This window comes from Pararhodospirillum photometricum DSM 122 (assembly GCF_000284415.1).
In the GTDB taxonomy this organism is placed as follows: Bacteria; Pseudomonadota; Alphaproteobacteria; order Rhodospirillales; family Rhodospirillaceae; genus Pararhodospirillum; species Pararhodospirillum photometricum.
In genome coordinates this window covers 2765303-2789980 of sequence record NC_017059.1, presented here as the reverse complement: position 1 = coordinate 2789980, position 24678 = coordinate 2765303, and the positions used below count along the sequence as shown (strand labels likewise).

The 24678-nt window shown below is 59.5% G+C and carries 20 protein-coding genes, 1 rRNA gene, 3 pseudogenes and 1 other annotated feature; of the genes and pseudogenes, 10 read left to right on the top strand and 14 right to left on the bottom strand.

Annotated elements, in window-relative coordinates; translation table 11 throughout:
- Positions 1–20: 20 nt before the first annotated feature.
- The 7 genes from RSPPHO_RS19165 to RSPPHO_RS19140 all read right to left on the bottom strand — a co-directional run bounded on the left by RSPPHO_RS19165 (position 21) and on the right by RSPPHO_RS19140 (position 7797).
- A complete protein-coding gene (locus RSPPHO_RS19165; RefSeq protein WP_081581760.1) occupies positions 21–635 on the bottom strand; it encodes an ABC transporter ATP-binding protein in 615 nt (204 codons plus the stop codon).
- Between the two features lie 2 nt (positions 636–637).
- Positions 638–1459, bottom strand: a complete 822-nt coding sequence (locus tag RSPPHO_RS19160; protein ID WP_081581759.1) for an ABC transporter permease — start codon at positions 1457–1459, stop codon at positions 638–640.
- Positions 1460–1793: 334 nt separating this feature from the next.
- The gene (locus tag RSPPHO_RS19155) at positions 1794–2867 is read right to left on the bottom strand and encodes a glycosyltransferase family 61 protein (protein ID WP_081581758.1); all 1074 of its coding nucleotides are present in this window, start codon (positions 2865–2867) and stop codon (positions 1794–1796) included.
- Positions 2868–2869: 2 nt separating this feature from the next.
- Positions 2870–4405 carry a class I SAM-dependent methyltransferase gene (locus RSPPHO_RS19150; RefSeq protein ID WP_157879222.1) on the bottom strand — a complete coding sequence of 512 codons (1536 nt, stop codon included), beginning with the start codon at positions 4403–4405 and terminating at the stop codon, positions 2870–2872.
- On the bottom strand, positions 4402–5655 hold the full coding sequence (locus tag RSPPHO_RS12490) for a glycosyltransferase family 4 protein (protein ID WP_041795408.1): 1254 nt from the start codon (positions 5653–5655) through the stop codon (positions 4402–4404). Before RSPPHO_RS12490 ends, RSPPHO_RS19150 begins: the two co-directional genes overlap by 4 nt.
- The gene (locus RSPPHO_RS19145) at positions 5652–6266 is read right to left on the bottom strand and encodes a class I SAM-dependent methyltransferase (RefSeq protein WP_197535607.1); all 615 of its coding nucleotides are present in this window, start codon (positions 6264–6266) and stop codon (positions 5652–5654) included. Before RSPPHO_RS19145 ends, RSPPHO_RS12490 begins: the two co-directional genes overlap by 4 nt.
- A gap of 13 nt (positions 6267–6279) precedes the next feature.
- On the bottom strand, positions 6280–7797 hold the full coding sequence (locus tag RSPPHO_RS19140; protein ID WP_157879221.1) for a glycosyltransferase: 1518 nt from the start codon (positions 7795–7797) through the stop codon (positions 6280–6282).
- 516 nt (positions 7798–8313) lie between these two features.
- Here RSPPHO_RS19140 and tnpC point away from each other — a divergent pair.
- Positions 8314–9273, top strand: a pseudogene (gene tnpC, locus RSPPHO_RS12485) (IS66 family transposase); the annotation flags it as partial.
- 80 nt (positions 9274–9353) lie between these two features.
- On the opposite strand, the pseudogene RSPPHO_RS12480 reads toward tnpC, so the two are convergent.
- The 4 genes and pseudogenes from RSPPHO_RS12480 to RSPPHO_RS12465 form a co-directional block, all read right to left on the bottom strand.
- Positions 9354–9890 (bottom strand): annotated as a pseudogene (locus tag RSPPHO_RS12480) (IS256 family transposase); the annotation flags it as partial.
- A 92-nt stretch (positions 9891–9982) separates the two neighbouring features.
- Positions 9983–10969 (bottom strand): annotated as a pseudogene (locus RSPPHO_RS20090) (SEL1-like repeat protein); the annotation flags it as partial.
- 132 nt (positions 10970–11101) lie between these two features.
- A complete protein-coding gene (locus tag RSPPHO_RS12470) occupies positions 11102–12481 on the bottom strand; it encodes an HlyD family type I secretion periplasmic adaptor subunit (RefSeq protein ID WP_041795404.1) in 1380 nt (459 codons plus the stop codon).
- Entirely contained in the window at positions 12444–14723 is a 2280-nt protein-coding gene (locus RSPPHO_RS12465) for an ATP-binding cassette domain-containing protein (protein WP_081581755.1), read from the bottom strand. The genes RSPPHO_RS12470 and RSPPHO_RS12465 overlap by 38 nt, the downstream gene beginning before the upstream one ends.
- Before the next feature lie 106 nt (positions 14724–14829).
- Between RSPPHO_RS12465 and phnX the strand changes: the two genes are divergently transcribed.
- From phnX to RSPPHO_RS12430, 7 genes are all read left to right on the top strand, one after another.
- A complete protein-coding gene (gene phnX, locus RSPPHO_RS12460) occupies positions 14830–15645 on the top strand; it encodes a phosphonoacetaldehyde hydrolase (protein ID WP_041795402.1) in 816 nt (271 codons plus the stop codon).
- A gap of 129 nt (positions 15646–15774) precedes the next feature.
- On the top strand, positions 15775–16464 hold the full coding sequence (locus RSPPHO_RS12455; protein ID WP_051013868.1) for an aminotransferase class V-fold PLP-dependent enzyme: 690 nt from the start codon (positions 15775–15777) through the stop codon (positions 16462–16464).
- 14 nt (positions 16465–16478) lie between these two features.
- Positions 16479–16745, top strand: a complete 267-nt coding sequence (locus RSPPHO_RS20085) for a hypothetical protein (RefSeq protein WP_242390490.1) — start codon at positions 16479–16481, stop codon at positions 16743–16745.
- A gap of 67 nt (positions 16746–16812) precedes the next feature.
- Complete coding sequence (locus RSPPHO_RS12445; RefSeq protein ID WP_157879219.1) at positions 16813–17538, top strand: hypothetical protein; 726 nt, start codon at positions 16813–16815, stop codon at positions 17536–17538.
- 147 nt (positions 17539–17685) lie between these two features.
- Complete coding sequence (locus tag RSPPHO_RS12440; protein WP_051013866.1) at positions 17686–18411, top strand: divergent polysaccharide deacetylase family protein; 726 nt, start codon at positions 17686–17688, stop codon at positions 18409–18411.
- The gene (locus tag RSPPHO_RS12435; protein ID WP_422610596.1) at positions 18411–18896 is read left to right on the top strand and encodes an RNA pyrophosphohydrolase; all 486 of its coding nucleotides are present in this window, start codon (positions 18411–18413) and stop codon (positions 18894–18896) included. Before RSPPHO_RS12440 ends, RSPPHO_RS12435 begins: the two co-directional genes overlap by 1 nt.
- A gap of 68 nt (positions 18897–18964) precedes the next feature.
- Complete coding sequence (locus RSPPHO_RS12430) at positions 18965–19900, top strand: tetratricopeptide repeat protein (protein WP_014415585.1); 936 nt, start codon at positions 18965–18967, stop codon at positions 19898–19900.
- Between the two features lie 118 nt (positions 19901–20018).
- Here the strand turns inward: RSPPHO_RS12430 and rrf are convergent.
- The 3 genes from rrf to RSPPHO_RS12415 form a co-directional block, all read right to left on the bottom strand.
- Positions 20019–20133 (bottom strand): 5S ribosomal RNA (gene rrf / locus RSPPHO_RS12425).
- A gap of 81 nt (positions 20134–20214) precedes the next feature.
- Positions 20215–20461: a sequence feature (23S ribosomal RNA rRNA prediction is too short), on the bottom strand.
- Positions 20451–21158, bottom strand: coding sequence for a methyltransferase (locus RSPPHO_RS19120; RefSeq protein WP_051013865.1), 708 nt, complete (start codon positions 21156–21158; stop codon positions 20451–20453). (Overlaps the previous feature by 11 nt.)
- A gap of 70 nt (positions 21159–21228) precedes the next feature.
- Positions 21229–22098, bottom strand: a complete 870-nt coding sequence (locus tag RSPPHO_RS12415; protein ID WP_041795399.1) for a polyprenyl synthetase family protein — start codon at positions 22096–22098, stop codon at positions 21229–21231.
- A 159-nt stretch (positions 22099–22257) separates the two neighbouring features.
- On the opposite strand from RSPPHO_RS12415, the gene crtD reads away from it, so the two are divergent.
- Together crtD and RSPPHO_RS12405 are read left to right on the top strand one after the other, a co-directional pair.
- Entirely contained in the window at positions 22258–23760 is a 1503-nt protein-coding gene (crtD, locus tag RSPPHO_RS12410; protein WP_041795397.1) for a 1-hydroxycarotenoid 3,4-desaturase CrtD, read from the top strand.
- Positions 23748–24656 carry a carotenoid 1,2-hydratase gene (locus tag RSPPHO_RS12405; protein ID WP_041795395.1) on the top strand — a complete coding sequence of 303 codons (909 nt, stop codon included), beginning with the start codon at positions 23748–23750 and terminating at the stop codon, positions 24654–24656. Before crtD ends, RSPPHO_RS12405 begins: the two co-directional genes overlap by 13 nt.
- The last annotated feature ends 22 nt before the right edge of the window (positions 24657–24678 follow it).

Here is a 24678-nt window from a genome sequence, read left to right as displayed (position 1 = left end):
GGCATCGCCCCAGGTACACATCAGTGGTGACGTGATGCCCCTGCTCGATCCTCTTTTTTTGCTTTCTCCATAAAGGTCGCATCTCCAGCCATCATCCATTCATCCATAAGTAGAATATCAGGTTGTATCGCTGTTGCTACTCCAAGGGAAAGCCGCATTTGCATTCCAGAAGAATAGGTCCTAACTGGAAGGTCAAGGTAATCTCCTAATTCGGTAAACGCGGCAATTTCGGGGACTAATTTTTTTGAATCGTGTGGTTTGAGGCCAAGATACATGCCTCGCATGCGTATATTTTCTCGTCCGGTCAAATCACCATCGAAACCAAGACCGAGATCGAGCAGGGGCATCACGTCACCACTGATGTGTATGTCTCCCGTGTCCGGTTCATAGATCCCCGCAATTACGCGTAAGAGAGTGGATTTGCCGGCGCCGTTCGTTCCGATCAGGCCAACTCGATCGCCTGGCTCCAGGGATACGGTTACGTCTTTCAAGGCCTGTACCACGGGAGCCGAACGGGCTTCCCTCAGGATTGCCCCTCCCGTTGCAGTTGCGACGAGCGCCTTCTTCAGGGATCGATTCCCTGTATGAAGAACAGGAAAGCTCACAGAGACATCTTTGAGAATAACTTTTGCCATGATCAAACCCAATAAATAATCTGGCTGCGGCAGCGGATAAACAAGACAATCGACACAATTGTTCCAACGGCAAGGAAAGCTATAGAGAGAAACAGCAACTCTGGGGAAATCCACTCCCCCATCATTGGGGCTCGAATCAATTCTATAAATGCCGCAAACGGATTTATGTTTACAATCATTTGGGGTATATCCTGCATTTTATGGTTCCATATTACAGGGGTGATGAAAAAGCCAATCTGCAAGATCGACCCGATAATCGGACCGATATCCCGAAATCTTGTGCAGACAATAGCAACAACAAGACCCATCCATATCAAGTTAAGGCAAACCAATATAAATCCAGGTATAACCCCAAGGATTGTCCAGTCAAGCGGTGGCCCAAAAAGAGCCATGATAAATATATATATGGGCGCGTTATGAAGGAAAGATATTATATTCCTCCATACGACTCGAAAAAGAAGAGATAGCCTTGGTATTTTCATTTGCTTCATAAGGTGGCTAGAACCAATAAATGTATTGCATGCATCTACAATAGTTCCAGTAATGAATTGCCATGTTGTGACTCCAATCGCCATAAAAGGAAGATAAACTTTCATATCAAGAGRAAATAGTTTTGCATAGAGAGGCCCGAGACCAGCAATAAATATACCCGTTGTTATTGTAATCCAGAATGGACCAAGAATTGAACCGCGATATCTCTGAAGAGTATCGTTCCACCCTAAATTTAACCAAAACCATGATAAATCAATTGATTGGCGAAGATCGCACCAAGCCAGTTTTCCAGAATTTTTGCGTCCTGTTAAAGATACGGCGGAAGAAGACATGGAGGTTTACCTTGATATGATCTTATCCCGGGGGGAGCTGTGGGTTGTCATGACGGGAAGGTGTCTGGAAAGAGAATGATAGACAGGAGGCCAAGGGGCTCTCTAGAGGGGGCGAGGGCTTCTAGGGAAGGGAGGCTTCGCGAGAAAAGGCTTCCATGCTGTCCCCGGGGTAGCATGGAAGCCGCGCCCTTGGTATCGACAATCGCCTGATAGAAGGCAACCTCCTCGCTGCGACGAGGGGCAGTTTGTCGACGCTCTTAGACGATGAGAGCGAGATCGGGAAAGTCAGAACTGAATTTTGAACGTTGACCAGTTCAGTGAGTCGCACGTAGTTCTAGGTGCCGTCGAACACAGGCCCGTAGAGGGCAGGGTCAAGAAACAAGTCGGTATCCCAGGGGGAATTTCCCCGGACAGGCCCAATGGGCGGGCAACGAACTTCCATGTACTCGAGCCCGCGCAAAATCGCCAGAAACCAGAAGAATGTATCCATCATTCCGCCTGGGGCGACCGTCACGATAGGAGTGCTAGGGGCTGCAAAGACTATGTTGGTCATCGCCGCTCCCATAATGCCAACAATTCGTGATGCCCTTTTAAACAGGGCAATCTGATCACCGAGTGACATCAGACCTGGATCGACAACAGTATAACCACGCTCCAGGGCGTGACAAATGATCTTGTCCTCCTCAGCTAACAGCCGAAAGCCAGTGCTACGCCGTAATACAAGAATTTTTATTGGTGAGCCTAAGGGAATTGGACGAGCAATAGCTTCGAGAGGATCAAGGACGAGAGGAGAGAAGAATGCCCCGTGGTGCGTAAGGCCATCAACCATCAAGATCTGTTCAAAACGCCTTGGGGTGTCATCGGCAGGAATGACCTGAGAGGGGGGAATGCCAATAGACATAAGGGAGAGCGCCATACTCTCGGCTAGACGCCCCGAATTTTTAGCAATCAAAAATCGCAATCCAGATACTTCAACATTTTTATGGACGAGATAAGCTCGGGGTAACATTTCAAGCATCCAATGTCCATAATTACCGATCCCTCGCTTTTTGCACAAAGCGACAGGTCCGAATTCTGTAGACATTGTTGGTTCGCAACGAGCGGTCACCACCGCCTCATAAGCGGTTTCGATTTCGCTGGAGGTGTGTTGCGTGATGGTTTCTTCAAAAAGGTTGCCTTCGGCGTCGAAGACTAACCCTTCTTTCGCAACCCACACGTCTTTTAAATGGAAAATTCTAATCTCTGCGGCCGGAAAGTGAGAAATTGACCAGATCGGTTCCAAAACACAAGCTACATTCTCGGGAAGGTGAGCTTGTCCGAGCAGGCGAGGGGGGGAGGCATCAAAAGCAGGGGATGTAATGCATTGTATAACGGCGTCTTCGGGAAGAGAGCGGACAGTGGGCGTCATGATTAGACGATTCCTAACCGCTGCCACAGAGGAATGTGATGTGCCACGACGGTCTCGAGAGTCGAAGTCAAGGCGCTAGAACCGTCGCACTCGCTCCCACCCTTTAACAGCGGTAGCTGTTCTTGGAGCAGGGAGAGCAAAATTGAAACGTCGGGCGGATGGCCCTTGTACAAGGCGGCCAGTATCCGATGCTCTAAGGGGGAAAAGCGGAGAGCTCCACCAATCAAAGGGGCTGCGGCGAAGGATCGGTCTTCCCCCCGCAGGACTCGGAGAATCGTTTCCTGGTTCAGACGGCGGCACGGCTCCTTGGCCGCTTCACTGTGGTCGCTAACGATATCGGCTTGGCCGGACGACACAAGGAGAGACAAGCAGCGCAAAATGGCAGCCGGAGAGGTCCCGGCAAGCTTTGGATCGGTCTCAAGATCAACAAAGCGGGGCGTTCCTTCCGTCAGGGCGGCAAGAATGGGCCCACCAATCGCGGGGTCGCCGCGTAATTCCCCAAGGGGAACGGGAAACACTAGGCGGATTTCATTGATTGGCCGCCTTAGCGTAAAGCGATATTTTCGCAACAACTCCAAGCAGATTTCCGACGATAGCCGCTGTGGGCCCCGCATGAAGATGTCGCGGCGAAAGACACGCCCGGTTGTTAGGTCACGGACCATTTCAGCAAGAGCCGGATCAGAAACGCAGGCGACGATCTCTCTCAAAGGAGCAGGAAGACACAGATCGTCGCTATTATAGGGTATTGTTGCTGATCCTATAAATGTTAACCGGGCAGAAGCAACCGCCGAAGCAATATCGGCATGATCGAAAACGTCCCAGTATTCGTTAAAATACTCATGAGCTAGGTAGCCTCTGTGGTGTCTTTCCAGATCGTTCAGGTGATGAGCCGCGATCGGATTGGTAGAAAAAAAGGAAGCTCCTCCCCCTCGGAGTTGACCTAGGAAAGCCAGGGCTTCTTCGATCCGGGTGTTTCCTCGTCGCGAGGATTGAGCCGCATGCCGAACAAGAAGGCGCTGAAGGGGAACCAGCGGTGCCCAACCGGCACGGCAATTATAGCTGATAAAAACCAGTCCTCCCGGCCGCACCCAATGACGGAGGATTTCGACAAGAGCCTGCCTATTTTCAGCCGCAACCCAACCATAGACGCCATGCAGAACGACAATGTCGAAGCGTTCGTGGTCCGGGACGCCTCCGGGAGAGACACTCAGGCGAAAGGCAAGATCGCGAAAGGCTTCCTCATGCAAAGCCACATTGGCAAGGCCAGCCTCTCTGGCCAAATCTCGGGCTGAGGCGATGGCCGCAGGATCGAAATCAATGCCGACAAAGTCGCCGTGAGGATGTGTGGCGGCTGCATGGAGAAGGGTTGCCCCGCGGCCGCATCCTAGCTCGCAATAGCGAAAACCCCGGGCTAAATCCGGGGGGCGGACACCAATCAACAAACACATGAAGGCGAGAAAGCTGGGAAACAGCTCCTGATACACAGTATCTGTATAAGGAACGTCCGCGAGATAGCCCTCAGTCCATTCAGAAGTCACGGTACGAATCCACAACGTGGTTTCCGTCCCGCGATCAGATCGTTAATCAGCACCAAGTGGCGTGGCAACGTGATCGTATGCAAGTCGTAGTGTTCAAGGACTGTTTGTCGGGCCCGGGCCCGCATTGCCTGCATCCGGTCAGGATGATCCAAAACTTCGTCGATCCGACGGGCCAACGCCTGGGTATCAAAGAAATCCACAAGTAAACCATTATCCCCGTCGCGCAAAACCTCCATCACAGGAGGTGTCGCAGAACCGATCATGGCGCATCCTGTCGACATCGCCTCAAGAAACGACCAGGAGAGAACAAACGGGTATGTTAGATAAATGTGAACAGAGGAAATTTTAAGAACGCTTAGATAAAGTTCATAACTGAGCTTTCCCAGGAAGTAGACTCGCGACATGTCAAGATAAGGCCCGACCTCTTCGAGCATAATTGTGCGGAAGCTACGTCCATCCGGAGAGGCCGGGCCGTAACTAACCTCATCACCACCAACAATAAGAACATATGCTTTGGGACGTCGGCGGAGGATCTCTGGAAGAGCGCGCATAAAAACATGGAATCCCCGATAAGGTTCCAAGTTTCGTGCAACATAGGTGATCACTTCATCACGTGCTGTCAGGCGCAAGGCCCCTGCTTGCCCAAGTTGGAGCCAAGCCAAGGGGTCCGGACGAGCCTGTTGGGTGTCGATCCCTTCGTGAATAATGCTGATCTTATTTCTAGCATACTCCGGGTACAGTGACCATTGCCATTGGGTCGGCACCTGTCCCCAGTCGGCAACCTCAAGACCGAGCAAATTCGTGGCATTTTTGATCCGCACACGCGGCGCGTCGTCTTGTGTCAAGGGAGAGGAGGGATCAAAATCGAGATCTGCGCCACGAGCTCTATWWAAAAACTCAAAATATGAAAGAAGAGGACTATCTGGCCACACGTCTTTGAGGAAAAGAGTCTCCCCCCACCCATTGTGACCAATGATGATATCGGGATGAAATCCTCTGTTCTTAAGACCTAGGGCGGCCATATAGGCGCCCTGGCCATAGATCACTCCCCCTTCAATATCATGCAGATAATGATGAATCTGGGGATTAGGCCGGCGAAACGGTTCATACGTGACCCGCTCTACCCCTTCAAGGTGGTTTATATTGTCGTGAGACAAAAAAACGACCCGGTTTCCCGGCTGGCGGGCCAAGTATATAGCCATATGCTGATACTGGCCTGGGAAATGCTGGTGAACAAACAAATAGTTCATAGGGAGGAGGTGTCGGTGTCAGAGAGAGGGGGGCAATGGGCGTGCGCGACAAGCTCGAAATTTTCTAATCTTCTGATGATAACTGGTTCAAAACCAGCGGCCATCAAGGCTTTTCCTAATATTCTAGGGGAAAAACCTGTTCGATGAGCCATAAATATATTTCCAGCTGAAATCGCGGCACCGTGTCCAAAAATAATATCCAAAGCTCCAATCGGACCTACTGGTGATATATAGAGAGGTTCTTCAACATTGTCTTCAGAAACCTGCTTTGCAACTCCTTGCAGGTCAGGGACAGCAATGATAGCGCTTCCCCTTGGTTTTAGAACGCGAAAGAATTCGGACAGGGCCAGGGGAACTTCGTGAGCAAAAAGATGCTCCAGATTGTGGGACGACCATAGGGCGTCCACAGAGGCCGAGGCCACACACTCCATGTTGATGATTGAGGCTACAATGTCAGGAGACACGGCTGGATTAATATCCAGCCGCACCTCTCTCCACTCAGACACGGGAAAAGCCGCCTCAAGACGAGGATCGCTAGATGGACCACAGCCGACGTTCAAAACGATTCGACGCATGTCGGCTTCGACAGGAATCTCGGGCGGGGATGTCAAGAGAGGGTCGCCTTTAAAGAACGCGCGGGGCAGGGGATGCCGCCGCCTTGGGCTGAAGATGCAATAAAATCCCTTCAAGAGGATCGCCAATCACATCCGATCGGCATGGTGTACCGTTCGTCACCGGCATGGTGCGGCGTCCGCTAGCAAAGGCGCCTTCATAGACGCAGTCAAATCGGTTGGCCGCTTCACCTTTGAGGCGGAAGCAAAAGCCTATTAGGGGCATCCCCATTCCCCGATTTCCACACAGTTCACCGGCTGGAATCCAGGGAGTTTCCCAACCATTAGCCGTCAAGCCCTTATACTCAATTTCATCGAGGCGAATATTTTCAACCGCTTCAAGGGAAAAAGCTTCAATCCAGGCCTGTTGCCCCAGAACTCCGGCGAGAGAGGACAAAGGAAAGCGCCGGTCACCCTGTCGACTGATGTGCAGCAACAGTTCCGCTTTAGGCGAGGCCTGAGCTGCGGGCGACGGGGCTGCCTGTAGGGTTTCGTCTAACCTGTTTAGTTGGAGGCGCAAGTTTTCATTCGGGCGGTCAGATTCCTTGAAGGAGGTCAAGATTACGGTTCCTGCCTGCGGTCCAGTCACTCGAATAATAAGGATATCTCCAGCCTTGGTGAGCCACCCCCCGGGATGAGCCCCAAACAAATCCACAATGGTTCCAGGAGCAGAAACCGGAGGGGTGGTGATCTGAACGCTGGGAACAGCAATTTTTCCGGGATTAGGCTGAGAACCACCCTCTACGACCGCCAGGGAATAGAAACCCGGAGCCAGGGAGAGCACTTGGGGCGTTGCTTGAATCTGGACCGGAGATGGAGCATCGGAAGACGAAAGGGGGCTGTTCATGGACGGTTCATTCCTTGTCGAGTGGGTGTGATCGAAAGAAAATAGAGCTGAAACGCCCTCAACGGAATCTTTGGACAGAGGAATTTGATGCGATCCGACGCAACCTAGCGCTCCCCTTGATGAACCGTCAAGGATGCCAACAAGCACCTCATTAAGCTCGCCTGGGCCAAGATCGGGAGAGACAAGAACACCGCCCCCTTTTTCCCGAATGCGTTCGGCAATTGCTCCTAAATCAAAAGCAACGACAAAAAGGCCTGCCCGCCACGCTACGGACAAAGCATAACACCATGTTTCGGGAGAAATAGACGGGAGAAGGGCTAGTGTTGCCCCTTGAGATTGCGTAAGATCTAAAGCCTCAGCCTCACCGAAGCGTCCGGTCACAAAAACCCGTCCCGTTCCGACCAAGCGCGCATCGTCATCGGAAAAGCCAACAAGAACAAACTCAAGGGGGAGGTCACGCGCCGCGGCATCCTCAGCGCAGGCAAGCAAAATGTCATACCCCTTCTGTTGTCCTACCGCGCCAATAATCGCAATACGCCATCGTTTGTTTGGAGATGATGGCTCTGGGCAACAAGGCGTCGGGAGGTCTGTTTCCCAGGGAGTGACCACAAACTCAGGACCAGATGAAAGGCCGGGTAAATGGCGACGCAGACGCGATAAAGCCCCCGTGGTGGCGCCAATCACTCGACGGGCTCCCGCAATCAGGGTTTGTGATCGCCGACGTAACGCCGTTACCGTAAGCGATGGTTCAAACCGGGTCGCTGGATCGGCAACGCATTGCTCACACGCCAAAAGATCAGGCTCACCGCAATATCGTCCATGGTCATCGACAAGATTAATTCGTGGACAAATTAGATGGTAATCATGAATAAAAACATCATAAGGAACCCCAAGGCGATCTGGAAGAGAAGTAATTTGTAGATCGTGACCTAAAAATGATGAATTTCAATTTCATCAACCATAGAAAGTTTTAGTAAGCTCTCTATTTCATATATATCTTTACGTGTATTAAAAATAATATTTTTAGGTCTTGCCGATCAGAAATAGCAAGACGGGATAATCCATTGGGAATATCCATTTTTGAACTATATTTGAGTTTTATTTTTGATTGTTTTATTTCTAAGATTTCATCAGGGGAAGGAGCGGGAAATAAGGTAAGAACTCGTCGATTTCGTAAAGAAGCCGCCTGAGTGCGCTCCTGTGTTTGGGGGACGGTGCCCGGCTTGTCGCCGACGGTTTCGGGCACAGGCGCCGGCCGATCATCCAGTTGGGACCCCCTTTGGGCCAGGGATCCAGGCCTTGCTGACGTATTTGCACCACAGTCACCACGTCAGCTTCGAGCGCCTCGCCCGAATGCTGAAGGAGCTGTTTGGGCTGAAAATCTCGGAAGGGGCGATCGCCAACGCCTTCCGCCGTCTCGAAACCAGCCTGACGGCGGCCTGCGCGGCCATCAAGACGAGAATCATGCAGGCGGATGTCATCGCCTCGGACGAAACCACGGCGCGGGTCGAGGGCAAAACCCACTGGCAGTGGGTGTTCGTGACCGATACGGCCGTTCTGCACGACATCAAGCCCAGTCGGGCGCGCACCGTCGTGACATCGGTTCTGGGCTTGCACCGGCCGGAGGTCTGGATCTCGGATCGCTACGCTGGGCAGCAGGACCTGGGCCAGGTTCACCAAGTCTGCCTCGCCCATGTTTTGCGGGATGTCCAATACGCCATCGATTGCGGGGATACGGTCTTCGCCCCCCGGATCCGGGATCTTTTGCGCTGGACCATCCGCATCGGCAAACGAAGGCCAAGGCTCAAGGACACCACTTTGGCGACCTACGCCGGCAGAGCCGAGCATCGCCTAGACGTGCTGCTGAGCGTTCCGGCCGCCCATCCCGCCGGGCGGACCCTTCAGCACCAGATCAAGGCGTGGCGTGGGAAGTTCTTCGTCTTCCTGGCCGACCGCCGGGTGCCGTCGACGAACAACATCTGCGAACGCGAAATCCGGCCCTCGGTGGTGTTTCGCAAGGTGACCAATGGCTTCCGCTCCGCTTGGGGAGCACAAATCCACGCCGGATACCGATCCATCACTGGAACCGCTCGCCTCTCAGGGGCTTCCGATTACGACGCCGTCTGCGACCTCGTCAGCGGAAAATTCGCCCTCACTTGATCGCCAAACAGGATCGTGTCCCGAGGAGTGGTGTAACAGGGCAATCACTGTTTTCTCTCCGGGAGGTTTGGCCGGAGTGATCAGGCAGCCGTGACGGACGGCAAGCATGAGAGGGGATCATCGCCCAAGGGGGCGACGGATTCCAGCGTCATATAGCGGGCACGCTGGACGGCCCATTCGTCATTTTGCTCCATCAAGATGGCCCCGATCAGGCGAGTGATGGCGGCTTCGTTGGGAAAGATCCCCACGACGTCCGTGCGGCGCTTGATCTCCMCGTTGAGGCGTTCGATGGGATTGGTGCTGTGGATTTTGGCCCGATGCTCCTTGGGGAAGGTCATGTACGCCAAGACATCGCTTTCGGCCTCGTCAAGCAAGGCGGCAAGCTTGGGGACCTTGGGGCGCAGTTGGTCTGCCACCTGACGCCACTGCGCCCGGGCCGAAGCGACATCGTTTTGGGCGAAAGCCGTTCCGATAAAGGCGGCCACGACGCGCCGAGCGTTTTTGCCAGCATAAGCAAGAATAGTCCGCATGAAATGGACGCGACAGCGCTGCCAAGTGGCACAAAATACCTTGGAAACGGCGGATTTGATGCCTTCATGGGCGTCTGAAATGACCACCAATCAAGAGCGCGGTGGTAGTTTTGGTTGACGCCGCGTCCCTCGGCATAGGAAGCACCGATGCTTAACTGGGCTTTGGGGTCTCCTTGACCTGCGGCCATTTCGATCCACTTCGCTCCTTCCTTTTCGTCGTAGGCCACCCCGGCTCCTGCCATATACATGCGTCCGAGCAAAAGCTGGGCCTCCCGATGACCGTATTCGGCCGCCTGTCGGTACCAGTTTGCGGCCTCGAAAAGGTCGGGTTGACGACCTTCGCCTCGGCTATTGAGGTGGCCCAAGAGAAGCATCGCCTCGGTATCTTTGTGTGTGGCGGCTTGGCGTAAATAGGTTTCGCCCTTCTCAGGGTCCTGTGGGACACCCTGACCGTGTAAATATATTTGGCCAAGGGCACGAAATGCCGCGATACACTGTCCTTCTGCAGCTGCTTTGAAAGCAGCCAAGGCCTTTTCGTCGTCCTTCTCGACCCCAAGGCCGGTGGAATACAGAAGGCCAAGATAGTACCAAGCTGTTGCCGCCCCCTGTTTAGCCGCTTTGCTGAACCAGACGACGGCTTCGGCAGGATTACCGTCTTTGATGTAATTGCCGGCGAAAAGGGTTCCCAACCCCAATTGTGCGGCTGGATGCCCCCGTTCGGCCGCCCGACGGTACCAGGGCTCGGCTTCCTCATAATTGGGCTCACCACCGAACCCAGCGGCGAGCATGTACCCCATCATGGCTTCGGCAGAAAGGATCCCTTGCTCCGCCGCAGCTTTTCCCCAACGAAAAGCCTCCTCGAAATTTTGCTCGACTTCAAGGCCATTGGGAAAAAGGAGGCGGACGGCCTCTTCGCTGGGAGTAACTCCGGCAGCGATGCCGCTACCGTAATAATAAATCTCACACAGACGCGCCTGGGCCTCCCCATGCCCACCTTCAGCTGCCCGCCGATACCATACCAGAGCATCGACTACGTTGCGCAGAACACCGTGACCGTTGTCATACATTTTGCCCAAGTGGTATTGGGCTTCGACGTGGCCAGCCTTGCCGGCTGATAGCCAAGCGTCGAGGGCTGTGGCGTAGTCTTCGCGCTGGTAAGCAGCCATCCCCCGCTGATGGAGCTTGTCAGGGTCTTTTTCGGCCTTGCTACCGCTGAAAAAACTGCCGAGAGCGCCGAGAAACTTAGCCATGGGTGTCGGTTTGCCTTGTGCTCGGAGGGCTGAATAGGCGATCAGGGGTCACGGCTCGCGCATTCCTTCTGAGGACGCCTTGACCGCGAGCTCGGTGAAATACGAAATGATGCGCCGAGACCCCACCATAATATCCGCCGTTACCGGCATCCCGGGGACCAGACGGAAAGAGCTCGGAACGCTGCGCAAAGAGACATCGGTCAGGTCAATATGGGCCCGAAAATAAGGAGCCGAGCTTTGCGTTTGATCACGGTTATGTGTGAAAGAATCTTCACTTATACTACGGACTACACCTTTTCCCATCCCGTGTTCCATATAGCGATAGGCGGCAAATTTAATTTGCGCTTCATCACCAACTTTCACATGCCCCTGGTCTAGGGCAGGAATTGCTACGACCACTTCCATGGGAGTTTCAGCAGGCACCAAGGTTAATAGCTTATCGCCTGTCTGGACTACTGATCCTACTGAGACCTTACCGATTTCTAGAACGACAGCGTCATCAACAGCTCGAAGCTCGATCAACTCATGACGTCTGCGGGCTTTGGTTTGATCCTCGGTGGCTTTGGCCAAATCAAGCTGGCGGGCTGACAGATCTGAGAGAATCGTGCTGCGGCGCTGTTTGATATAAACGTCGCGTTCAGCTCGCAAAGCCTCCAACTCATGCTTAGCCGACTGGGCCGTGGTTTCGGCGGTAGCCAAGTTACGCTGGACATCAAGAAGGCTGTCTGTAGCTAAAAGGGAGTTCAAGCGGCTCCCAACCTTGTTGCGCTCCAGCTCTTGGCGCATTCCTTCAATGTTAGAGAGAACCTTGACACGTGACCGATAGTGGCTAGCCTCTTGAGTCGCACGACGGATTGTCTCATCTGCTGTCGCCATGCGCTGATCGTAGTTGGTGAGCTTTGCCTTATCTTCTGCTTGATGCGCCCGCCAAATAGTCTCTTGCAGAATCATGTCCTGAGAGGGGTTCTCTCCGGCCCTGAAAGGAATACCCTGGGCTTCTGCTTCAAGACGAGCAATCTCGGCAGACAGGCTACCGATTTGCTGATCAATCTGGCTTACATCGGCTGTGGCAAAAGTAGGGTCAAGCGTAATGAGAATGTCCCCTTTACGCACAACCTGTCCTTCGCGCACGTGAATGGCCCGAATAAGCGATGTTTCCAACGGTTGAACCACCAGTGTCGGGGCCTGCGCTTCCACCCGACCCTCAGCTTCGACAACGCGGTCAAGGCTCAAGACACAGGAGAGGAAAAGAAACAAGGCGACCATGGATGCAAGGATCCACACCGTAATACGCGCCGACACCGGGTCGGGCGCCTCGGTGATTTCCGCTGTTTCTCCCTGAAAATTTCGGATGATCTGATCGGCTTCATATTCAGCCGATCGCTTCCGGTCAGGGGATCGCAGTCGGAACGAGAGTAGCGCGTTCATGGCTCGATCCTGGAGCAAGGTGGCGATTTTGTTGGAACCAGAGGTGACGATAAACGTCGCAACGGTCGAGGAGTTCCTCGTGGGTGCCCATGTCATAAAGGCAACCGCGTTCGAGGACCATAATCTGGTCACAGCTGACGAGGGAGGCCAGACGGTGCGAGATGATGACCATCGTGCGCCCCTGGCCGATCCGGTTAAGGTTATTGTTGATAATAGCTTCACTATCGGGATCGAGCGCACTGGTTGCTTCGTCCAAGATCAGGACGGGGGGATCGACTAGCAAGGCCCGGGCAATGGCCAAGCGCTGGCGCTGACCACCGGAGAGGTTGCTCGACCCTTCCTCGATTTCTGTTTCATAGCCACGCGGCAAGCGTTCGATGAACTCTTCAGCTCCGGCCAAGCGGGCCGCCCGGATCACTTCCTCAAGAGAGGCCGAGCGGCGGGCAGCCACGATGTTTTCCCGGATAGTCCCCTGGAAAAGGAAGTTATCTTGAAGAACGACCCCAAAATTAGACCGAAGATGGTAAAGATCGATTTCTCGTAAATCAACACCATCAATTTTTATCAAGCCATCATAATTTCTATGTAGACCCTGTAGAAGGCGCGTGATTGTTGTCTTGCCAGAACCGCTCCTCCCCATAACACCGATCACTTGTCCTGGTGTGATGTTGAAAGAAACCTTATCAAGAGCAGGGTTCTGCGAACCGGGGTACCGGAACCGGACTTCTGAGAAACTGATTTCACCGCGGATGACCGGGCGCACACCTTTGTGGCTACCAGAGACCTCCGGAGGATGGTTGATCACCGACGACACCTGCGCTAAAGCGCCACGGACTTCCTGGAATTGCTGCAAAAGCGACGCAATTTGCATGAAAGGAGACGCCACACGCGAAGCCAGCATGCTGAACGCCACCAAGGTACCGGGCTGAACCGTTGCGTCCGTCCCCAAAGCCATATAGGCGCCCAAGGTAAGCGTCCCCAGGTAAATAGATTTCTCAATAGGCTGGAGAATGGTTTGCGGTTGGTTGCTCAGATTTTGAAAATCAAGATTGGCGCGAACAGCCTCCGCTACCCGAATATCCCAGTCATGGCGCTTCAATCCCTCCAAAGCTAAGGACTTGACCGTTCGCATCCCGTGGATGGTTTCGATCATCAGAGAGCCCTTGAGCTGCTCTGCCTGGACAATTCTTCCGTAGGCATGCGCCATAGGAGCAATGTAGGCAAGAACAACAACAGACATAAGAATGGAGAGTCCAAGAACAAAAAACGTTAGCGGTGAGCTAATGTAAAACATTACAGGCAGAAGAACAAAAAGAACAGTTGAATCAAGGATCGTTCCAAATAACTGTCCCGTAAGAAAATTTCTTATGCGCCAAACTTCTCCAAGCTTATAAGAAATAACACCTGTCGGATTTCTTTCAAAATAGTCGATGGGAAGATTGACCATTTTGTCGAAAATATAAGTGCTCATCCGAGCATCTATTTTTGCCGAGCCAAGCGCAAGAAGTTTTCGACGCAGAAATCCAAAAATCATATCAAAGAGAATGACGAAACACACTCCGGTCGTCAGGATATGAAGTGTAGACAGACGCTGGTGAACTAATATTCTGTCAACAATCGTCATAAAAACGAGGGGCGGAACGAGCGCGAAAAAACTGATAATTAGGGCAGCGATTCCGACGTCCCTAAAAATTATTTTTTCTTTGAGGACTTGCCCTGTGATCCAGTGATCGCGCGGCACCAAGGCCATGACCCGGGGGCTGTGCAGCGGGTGGGCGACTAGCCGGGGATCGCCCTGCAGGTCGGCCAGGAGGCCCACATCCGTCCGATAGTCGTAAAGATTTTGCAGCACCTCGGCCGAGTTCCCCAAGGTCAGGTCAAAGGTGATGCCCGGATGGCGCCGCCGCAGGCGCGAGAGCAGGGGCATCACGACAAAGGGGCTGTCGGCCCCCACCCCCAAACGGCCGCCGTCCAGGGCCATGCCTTGACTCAACAACGCCTCGGCTTCGTCTTGAAGGGCAAACAAGCGGGTCGTGACCAAGACAAGCTGCTCTCCCAGGCCGGTCAGGCGCACGCCCCGGCCCTTTCGCTCGAACAGCCGCACCCCGGCCCTTTCCTCAAGCGCACTGACCTGCCCCGACACCGTGGGCTGGGTGACATTCAAGGCCTTGGCCGCCTTGGTAAAAGAGCCTTCGGTCGCTACCATGTGGAAGGCCCGGAGCTGCGCGGTATTGATCGGCATGGACCTATGGGACCCCTTAAAACCCTGATTGGACCCAGGATACGGAGCCTGCTTCTCTGGCACGAGCCCCAAGAAAACGCCGACTCCAAGAAATGAGGATCCCTCCGTGACAGCGCTCCCCCCCTCCTTGATCCGCCTGGTGGTTTTCGACTGGGCGGGCACGATCATCGACCACGGCAGCCGCGCCCCCGCGGCGATCTTCCAGCAGGTGTTCGCCGAGGCCGGGGTGCCCCTGAGCGAGGCCGAGGCCCGCGCCCCCATGGGCCTGCCCAAGCTTGACCACATCAAGGCGATCGGCGCCTTGCTGGAGACGCGCTGGCCTGCGGTCCACGGCCGGGCTTTCGATGACCACGACGCCCAGCGCTTGTATGAGCAGTTCCTGCCGCTGCAAACCCGGGTCGTTGCCGACTATGCCGAGGTGATCGCCGGGGTGGCGCCGGTGATCGCGGCGCTGCGGCACCAGGGCATCGCGATCGGCACCACCACCGGCTACACCCGGGCCGTCCTGGAGCCCTGCCTAGCGAGCGCGGCCCGCCAGGGGGTCGTGCCCGACGCCATGGCCTGTGCCGGTGATCTGCCCACGGGGCGCCCGGGACCGGCCCTGATGCTCTGGCTGATGAGCAGCTTGGGCGATGTCCCGCCGGCGGCGGTGGTCAAGGTCGGCGACACCGCCGTGGATATGCTTGAAGGCCGCAACGCCGGCACCTGGACCGTGGGCGTCAGCGAGACCGGCAACGAAATCGGCCTGGACGCCGCCGCCCTGGCCGCCCTGCCCGCCGCCGAGCGAGCCCAGCGCCGCGCCCGGGCCGAGGCGACCTTGCGCACCGCTGGCGCCCATTTTGTCATTCCTTCCGCGGCCGACCTTCTCCCAGTGATCACCTCGATCGAAGCCCGCCTCGCAGCTGGAGAGCGGCCCTCCTAAGACTTGTCGTTCTGCGGGGGGCCGCCCCCTCCTCGCTCCCCGCCCCTCCCCGCCCCTCCCCTCCCCCTCTCCCCTCCCCGTCTCCCCCTCCCCGTCTCCCCCCTTCTTCCCCTTGCCCGGAGCCCCCACATGTCTGCCCCGCCCTTTGCCTGGCTGCTCACCCCCGGCCCCCTCAGCACCACCGACACGGTCAAGCAAGCGATGCTGCACGACTGGGGATCCTGGGATGGGGACTTCCGCGCCCTTACGGCCGAGATCCGCGCCCGGCTGCATCGTATCGCGGGGGCGGGGGAGGCCCATACGGTCGTGCCGGTCCAAGGCAGCGGCACCACCGCGGTGGAGGCGGCCCTTCTGACCTTGGTCGGTCGCACGGGCCGGATCCTGATCCTGGTCAATGGCGCCTATGGCCGACGCATGGTGGACATCTGCACCCGCGCCGGCCTGCCCCATGCCGTGCTGGCGGTGGACGAGACCCAGCCGGTCACCCCCGAGGCGGTGGCCCGCGCTGTGGCGACCGAGGGCCCCTTCACCCACGCCGCCGTGGTCCAGGTGGAAACCTCGACCGGCCTGCTCAATCCGGTGGAGGACGTGGCTGCGGTTCTCGCCCAAGCCGGCGTGCGCCTGATCATTGATGCCATGAGCGCGTTTGGCGTTCTGCCCCTGGACCCGGCGCGCGTGCCTTTCGACGCCTTGGTGTTCTCGACCAACAAGTGCCTGGAAGGGGTGCCGGCGGTTGAGGCAAAGTGTTTCGGCGATGCCCCGTCCGATCTCGACGCCCAGAACCGGACGTTTGTCTCCCGGGATCTCAGGATAGAATGAGATATAGAAAGTGCATGCCTTCGCCGCCGATATTCCAAGATCGTCGCCATGCCCGCCAATGTCACAGCGGACGGAGACCCGGCTTTCAAGATCGCGTTGGCGCCTTGTTGATTGGCAGCACCGCGTCGGCGCCGGTAGGGCCGACCTTGCGGGTGTCGGACCTGCCGCTGCCGCATCGGATCATTCCCGATGGCAGCATTCTCAGCGATCCGCGCGACCCGGCCCGGCTTAGTGTGTTTCTGGACGCTAGGGGGCGCATTGCCCGGCTGGAGTGTCAGTAAGCGTTGTGAGAGGCGCAGGAAAAAAAGGAAGGCTGGGGAGGCGAAGCCTGTCCAGACCCCTCCTTTCTTGAAGACACCGGGGGAGCGGGCCGGCACGGTGTTGCTGGATGTGGCCCTCGCCCTGGGTCTGTTTGGCTTGATTCTGGCGGGGGGGCTGCGGTTGGCCCCGGGAATCTTGGAGGAGCGGCGCCGTCATGTGACCGAGGAACGGCTGGCGCGGGCCGATCTGGCGCTCAAGGGCTATTACTTGGCGCTGCGGACCCTCCCCTGCCCGGCGGCGGCCACTGACCCCAGCGGCGTGGCAGCCCCCTGCCCGGACAGCACCAACGCGGCGGGTCGCTACGTCTTCGGGGCCTTGCCATGGCGCACCTTGGGGCTGATGCCGGAAGACGGCGGGGATGGCTGGGGACGCCGGTTGCTCTACGCCGTCAATGCTGCCCAGATCACCACCCCGTTACCGTGCGCGGTGCCAACGGCGGCGACCCAACGCGGCGGCCTCCTGGTTTTGGGCCGCGACCCCAGCGTGACACCGCCCGAGACGGCGCGAGCCTTGCTGGTCCTGATCAGTTCCGGCCCCGATGGCCAGGGCGGCCTCACGCCCTCGGGCCAGCGCGTGCCCCTGGACGCGGCGGCTGACCCGGCCACCCAGGCCCATAGCCCGCCAGACACCCCGGCGCCGGGACGCGAGAGCGCCACCACCCCCCTGTACGCGGCCGCCGCGACTCCTTCCTTTGATGATCTGGTGTTACCGCAAACACTGGCGTCCTTTCCTGGSCGCGGTCGGGTGCTTTGACAAATAAACGGAGGCGCATGCCGACGTTTGCCGATCTCCCGGCGCCGGGATCCTTCGGAGCCAAGCCTCTGCCTGATGCCCCCCTCAGCGATTTGCTAGAAAGCCTCTGACCATGGGCTGCTGCCGGTGATTGCCCAGGATGGTCGCGTGCCCTGGCGAACCTACGCGCGGCCCTTTACCGGCAACGCGTCGGCGCCGCGCATTGCGTTGATCGTGACCGGCCTTGGCATGCGCACCTCGGCGACCCAGGCGGCGATCGCCCAGATGCCGCCAGATGTCACGCTGGCGTTTTCGCCCTATGCCAGCAACCTCCCCATGTGGATGGGCCGGGCCCGACAGATGGGCCACGAAACGTTGCTGGAAGTCCCGACCGAGCCCGTTGGGTTCCCGACCATGGACCCCGGGGCCCTGGGCCTGATCACCGCCGTCTCCGAGTTGGAAAACCGCAAGCGCCTGGAAAGCGCGCTGGCCAGTGCTGGCGGCTATGTCGGGGTGCTGGCCACTCATGCCGGACGATACACCGACACACCAACGGCGCTGCGGCCCTTGCTGGAAAGCCTCAAGGCCCGGGGCCTGCTCTATGTTCATCGAGGCGCCCCCAGGGCGGTCAACGCCAACGCCGATGTGGCGCCTCCGGTCAACATCGCAACCACGGTCCTGGACAACCCGGCCTTTCAGCGAGCCATTGACGAGCGTCTGGCCGGCCTGGAAGACACGGCGCGGGCGCAGGGCTTTGCCATTGGCACCCTCAGCGCCTCGCCCCTGGCCCTGTACCGGGCGACGCGCTGGTTGGCCGGCCTGGACGCCCGGGGATTTGCCCTGGCCCCGGTATCGGCCCTGGTGCTGACCCCCGATAACGGAGCCTCCCGATGATTGAACCGCAGCCGACTCCTGATCCTGCCTATCGCCGGGGGGTGGGGATCATGCTGATCAACGCCCAGGGGCAAGTGTTCGCGGCCCAGCGCATCGACGTCAAGGGCGAGGCTTGGCAAATGCCCCAAGGGGGCATCGACGCCGGAGAAAGCCCCGAGCAAGCCGCTCTGCGCGAACTGGAAGAAGAAATCGGCACCAACAAGGCCACCATCATGGGGGAAACCCGGGATTGGCTGACATATGACCTGCCGACTCCCCTGCAAGGCGGCCTGTGGCGCGGGCGCTATAAGGGCCAAACTCAAAAATGGTATGCCATGCGCTTCACCGGGGTGGACGCGGACATCTGCCTGGAGACGGCTCATCCCGAATTTCGCGCTTGGGCCTGGGTGCCGGTCGCGAGTTTGGTGGAACGCATTGTGCCGTTTAAACGCGCCTTGTACGAGGCGGTGGTGGCCGAACTGGGGTCTTACGCCCGGCCTCTTTGAGTTTCTTTTGCCGTCGCCCCCCTGGTTCCGGCGTTGGGCGGGGGCGCCGTTCTTGTAAAGGGATTGCTGTGCTGGACAGCCTGGGCCCCTGGTTGATCGTGATTGGTGCCGTCGCCGGTGGTGGCGTTGGTCTGGTGTTGAGCCGACGCCGCCCCAAGCCTCCTTCCGCTTCCAAAGAGCCGGCCCATCCGGTTGGCCCCCTCAGGCCTGTTGGCCCGTCCGCGCCCGTTTCTCTCGCGCCCCAAGCGCCGCCCTTGCCCCCTTCGCCGCCGCCCCACGCCGATGCCTCAACGTGGCTGACCTATGCGCAGGGGATGGCGGCGGGGCAGGAGGAGATGCTGGCGCGGGAAGCCCTGGACCGTGCCTTGGACCTTTGTGCCCAGGCCATGCACGAAGCCCGAACCGAGGGAACGATAGCGTTGCTCTCCCAGGCCCTGGGAACCGCCGCAGGGTTATCTGCCCCGGGGTCTCTGGCCCGTGCCCACGCCCTGCTTGGGCGTCAAATGACGGTGGAGAGCGATGTGGAGGGCGCCCATGGCCATTTTCTGACGGCGCTCGACCTTTATGAAGGGCAGGGTGACCGAGCCGGTGTGGCGGCGGTGTGTGACCTGCTGGCGGTTTTGCATACGCGGGTTGGTGATCCTGAGGGAGCCGAGACCTATTGGCGCTACGCCCTGTCGCTGATGACCGCGCTGGGGGATCGCCCGGAGGAGGCTCGACTCCTGGGACGCCTGGGGGGCGTGGCCTTGCACCGGGGCGAGTGGCATGCTGCTGCGGATCTTCTGCGCGAGGCCCTGGTGCTGCAAGAGGGCCTTGGAAACCCCTTGGCGGCGGCTCACCTTGCCCAGGACCTCGCGGGGCTGGAGGAAAGCCGGGGGGACGTGGCGGCGGCTCTTGATTTCTGGCGGCGGATGCACCGCTTTTTGGAAGAGGCCGGAGAACTCCAGAGCCCACTGGGTCAAGCCTGCGCTGCGGCCTTTGTTCGCCTGGAGGGGCTGAGATGAAAGGAAGGCCGGGGAGGCTCGCCTCCCCAGCCTTAATTTTGCGCAAACGAAAAAACCCGCCCCGGAATCACCGGAGCGGGCTTTCTTAAGAGGGTTTCTTTGACAGACGGCTTTGAAGGCCTGGCGGCGACCGACTCTCCCACGCCTTAAGACGCAGTACCATTGGCGCTGAACAGTTTCACGGCCGAGTTCGGGATGGGATCGGGTGTTTCCTGTTCGCCATGACCACCAAGCCATCGAAGCCGTCTGTGATGTCGTTATGGGAATTTACAAGCGCTAGGGCCGGCCTGGCCGCTGCGCGTTTATCAAGCCGATCGGACGATTAGTACCGGTTAGCTTCACGCATTACTGCGCTTCCACACCCGGCCTATCAACGTGGTGGTCTACCACGGTCCTGATAGGGAAACCTGGTTTCGAGGGAGGCTTCCCGCTTAGATGCTTTCAGCGGTTATCCTGTCCATCCTTAGCTACCCAGCGATGCCACGGGCGTGACAACTGGTACACCAGAGGGATGTCCATCCCGGTCCTCTCGTACTAGGGACAGCTCCTCTCAAGTTTCCTCGGCGCGCGCGGCCACGGCGGGCAGATCAAACAACATCCCCTCCAGGGCCGGGGCGCGGCGCAGGGCCGCCTCCAAGAACACCCCCTCCCCGCCCCCGATATCGAGCAGGCGCCGCGTGCCGGCCAAGGGCCACGCATCGAGAATATCGGCGCTGACCAGACTGTTGGAGGCCGCCATCAAGGTGGAATAGGCGGCCACCTCCCCGGCCTCCTGGGTGCCATAAGCCCAGTAGCGCGCCAACGCGGTCCCTCCCGGCGGCGGGCCGCGCAGCAGGGCCACCGGATCGGCAAGATCGCGATAGAGCAAGGCGTGATGCTCGATCATGGCCACGGCCCCGGGATTGCCCAGCAGGGCCGCCCCCAGCATCCCCAGGCCGACCCGCCCCTCGGCGCGCGTCTCCAACAGACCCAAGGCGATCGCCGCGTCCAACAGACGGGTCAAGGCGTCGGGCGGCAAGGTCAGGGCTTGGGCCAGGGCGTCGGGGGTCTGGGGCTGGGTCAGGCGGGAGAAGAGGTCAAGCTGGACACAGGCGCTCAACACCTGGGAGTGGACAAAGCCCGCCACCAGATCGAACAGCCGGCGCTCCTGGGAGCGGGCCAAGGGGCGGGTCAGGGGGAAGGAAGCCGCCCAGCGCTGAAAGCCGGGGGAGGACAACACGCGGTCGCGCCACGTGAGGAAGGCGTCAGAGAGGCGCATGGGCCGTTCCCTCCCAACCCTTGGGGCAGGAAAGGCTGGGGAGGCTGGCCTCCCCAGACCCCTCGGGATGTCAGGCCGCGTAGGAGGCCAGGGCCTGCGGCAGGAAGCTCTCGGACTCTTTGCGGATCAGGGCCCGCAGCGCCTGGGCCCCGGCGCAGTCGGGAATGCTGGTCACGGCTTCGTCGATCAGGCCCTTGAGGCGGCCCACGGCGCCGGCAACCCCGAACTGGGCCACGGCGTTGGGACGCCCGAGCGCCGCGTCCTGGCCCACCGGCTTGCCCAGGGTCTCGGGATCCGAGGCCACATCGCGCAAGTCGTCGGCCACCTGATAAGCCTCGCCCAGGCGCTCGCCCAGGATCCGCCAATCGGCCGCCACGCCGCCCGCGGCGGCCGCGCCGGCCATGGTGGCGGCCGCGAACAAGGCCGCCGTCTTGGCGCGCTGGTAGTCGTTGATCTCGACCTCCGGTTCGCTCTCCCAGGCCTGACCGGCCACGATGCCGTTGGGCACGCCCACCGCATCGGCCACCAGACTGACCAGGGTTCCCAGACGCTGCGGATGCAGGGCCGCCGCCTCGGCGAGGTTCTGGAAGGACAGGAGAATCAGGCCGTCGCCGGCCAGCACGGCCAGCGGCTCGCCAAAAGCCTTGTGCACCGAGGGCTGGCCCCGGCGCATGTCCGCGTCGTCGAAACACGGCAGATCGTCGTGCACGAGAGACGCGCAATGCAACATCTCGATCGCCACGGCGGCGGCGTCGGTCAGCTCCGGGGCGTCATCGCCACAGGCTAAAGCGACCCCCAGCGTCAGGCGCGGCCGAAAGCGTCCCCCGCCCGGGAACACCGCGTGACGCATCGCCTGAGCAAGCAAGGGGGGCGCCCCGGGAGCCGTCGTGCGGCCCAGGGCCCGTTCCAGGGCCTGGTCGATGCGCTGCCTTGGGTCCATCAAATTCCTCCCGCCACCGGCAATTGTCAATGATCTGTGCCACTTGCGACTGTTAGGCACTTTGGACATTTGATAGGGTCAAGTCAATGCCGATTGGGACACCCCGCGTCCCGAAAAAAGCCACAAACCGGGCGGGGCTCTGAGACTTTAGGGGGACGCATGTCGGAAAAGAGGGTCGTGGTTATCGGCGCCGGCATGGGGGGGCTGGCGGCGGCGCTCGACTTGGCGGCCCGGGGCGTCCCTGTTACCGTGGTGGAACAGGCCAGCTCCCCCGGTGGCAAGCTCCGCCAACAGCGCGTCGGCACGGTCGAGATCGACGCCGGGCCGACGGTGTTGACCATGCGCTGGGTATTCGAGAGCCTGTTTGCCGACGCCGGCAGCCGGCTCGACGACGCGCTGACCCTTCACAGCGCCTCCTTGCTCGCCCGTCATGCCTGGACCCAGGGGGGGCGGCTCGACCTGCACGCCGATCCCGAGCGCACCGAGGCCGAGATCGGCGCCTTGTGTGGCGCGGCCGAGGCCCGGCGCTTTCGCCTGTTCCGGGCCCGGGCCCGCGAGATCCACGATCTGCTCAAACCGACGTTCATCGAGGCGCCGCGCCCCACCCCGGTCGGCCTGATGCGCCGTATGGGCGCCAAGGGGCTGGCCGACCTGGCCCGCATCGCCCCCTTCACCACGCTTTGGAAAACCCTGGGCGATTTTTTTCACGACCCCCGGCTGCGCCAACTGTTCGCCCGCTATGCCACCTACGTGGGGTCATCGCCCTTTGATGCCCCGGCAACCTTGATGCTCATCGCCCACGTCGAGCAAGAAGGCGTGTGGCTGGTGGAGGGCGGCATGAGCCGGCTGGCCGAGGCCCTGGCCGATCTCGCCCGCCAGAAAGGGGCCGACCTGCGCTTTAACACCGCCGCCACCGGCCTGGAGGTCCGCCAGGGCCGGGTCAGTGGCGTGCGTTTGGCCGATGGCAGCCGGCTGGAGGCCTCGGCGGTGATCGCCAACACCGATCTGGCCTCGCTGGCCGCTGGCACCTTGGGCCCCGAGGCGGCCCGCGCCCAGCCGGGCATTACCCCAGCCGACCGCTCGCTCAGTGCCGTGACGTGGGCCCTGGAAGCCGAGGTTGAAGGCTTTCCCTTAACCCGGCACACGGTCTTTTTTCCGCCGGATTATGCGGGCGAATTCGCGGCCCTGACCCAACGCCGGGTCCTGCCCCCCGAGCCCACCGTGTATCTTTGCGCCCAGGACCGCGACGGCGCCGAGGGCCCGCCGCCCTGCGGCCCCGAGCGCTTGCTGATTTTGATCAATGCCCCGGCCACCGGGGACCGCCATCCCTTCGACGACAAGGAGATCGCCCAATGCCAAGCCCGCACCTTCGCGGTGATGGAGCGCTGCGGCTGTCGGATCCGGCCCCAGGACCCAGGCCCACGGGTGACGACACCGCGCGACTTCAACACGATGTTTCCCGGCACGGGGGGAGCCCTGTACGGCCGCTCGACCCACGGCTGGAACGCCTCCTTCGGTCGGATGGGGAGCGCGACGGCGCTGCCGGGCCTGTGGGTCGCGGGGGGCGGGGTCCATCCGGGGCCGGGGATTCCGATGGCGGTGCTCTCGGGCCGGCTGGCGGCACGGGCGGCCCTGCAGGCCCTGACCTCATGCGCTCGGTAAAACCGGGCGGCTATCTGTGGTGGTATGTGGACGCCTTGTCCGACGATGGACGCTCGGGGCTGACCCTGATCGCCTTCATCGGCAGCGTCTTCTCTCCTTATTATGCCTGGGCGGGGCGCAAGGATCCCCACGATCACGTCGCGATCAACGTGGCCCTCTACGGCGCCCCCCAGGGCTGGACCATGACCGAGCGTGGCCGGCGTGCGCTTGCGCGCGACACGACCCGCCTCACCATCGGCCCCAGCGCCTTGTCGTGGACCGAAGACGGTCTCAGCGTCACCCTTGACGAACGCATGGCCCCGGTGCCCAAGCCCCTGCGTGGCCGCCTCACCGTGCGGCCGGTGCTCCAAAACAACCGAACCTTCTTCCTGGATGCCGAGGGGCGGCATCGCTGGCGCCCGGTGTGGCCCCGCGCCCGCATCGAGGTGGATCTGGACGCCCCGGCGGCCCGCTGGAGCGGCTCGGCCTATTTTGATACCAACGACGGCGACGAGCCGATGCAAGATGCCTTCCAGCGCTGGGACTGGTCGCGAGGCGACCTCGCCGACGGCGGCTGTGCCTTGCTCTACGACCTTACACCCCGCCCCCACCGCGGCCCGGCCCGCCTGCTGTCGCTGCGTCTGACCCCCGAGGGCCAATGGGAAGAGGTAGCGCCGCCCCCGCCCGCCGCGCTGCCGGCCGGCCCGTCGTGGGGCGTGGCGCGAGGTATTCGCAGCACCGGCCCGGCCCGGGTGGTCGAAACCCTGGAGGACACGCCTTTTTATACCCGCTCCCTTGTCGAGTCGGTGTTCCACGGAGAGACCGTCCGCTCGGTCCATGAAAGCCTGGACCTCGACCGCCTGACCAGCCGCTGGGTCCCCTGGCTACTGCCGTTTCGCATGCCAAGGCGCCCCTGACGCCCCAAGAAACGAAAGGGTC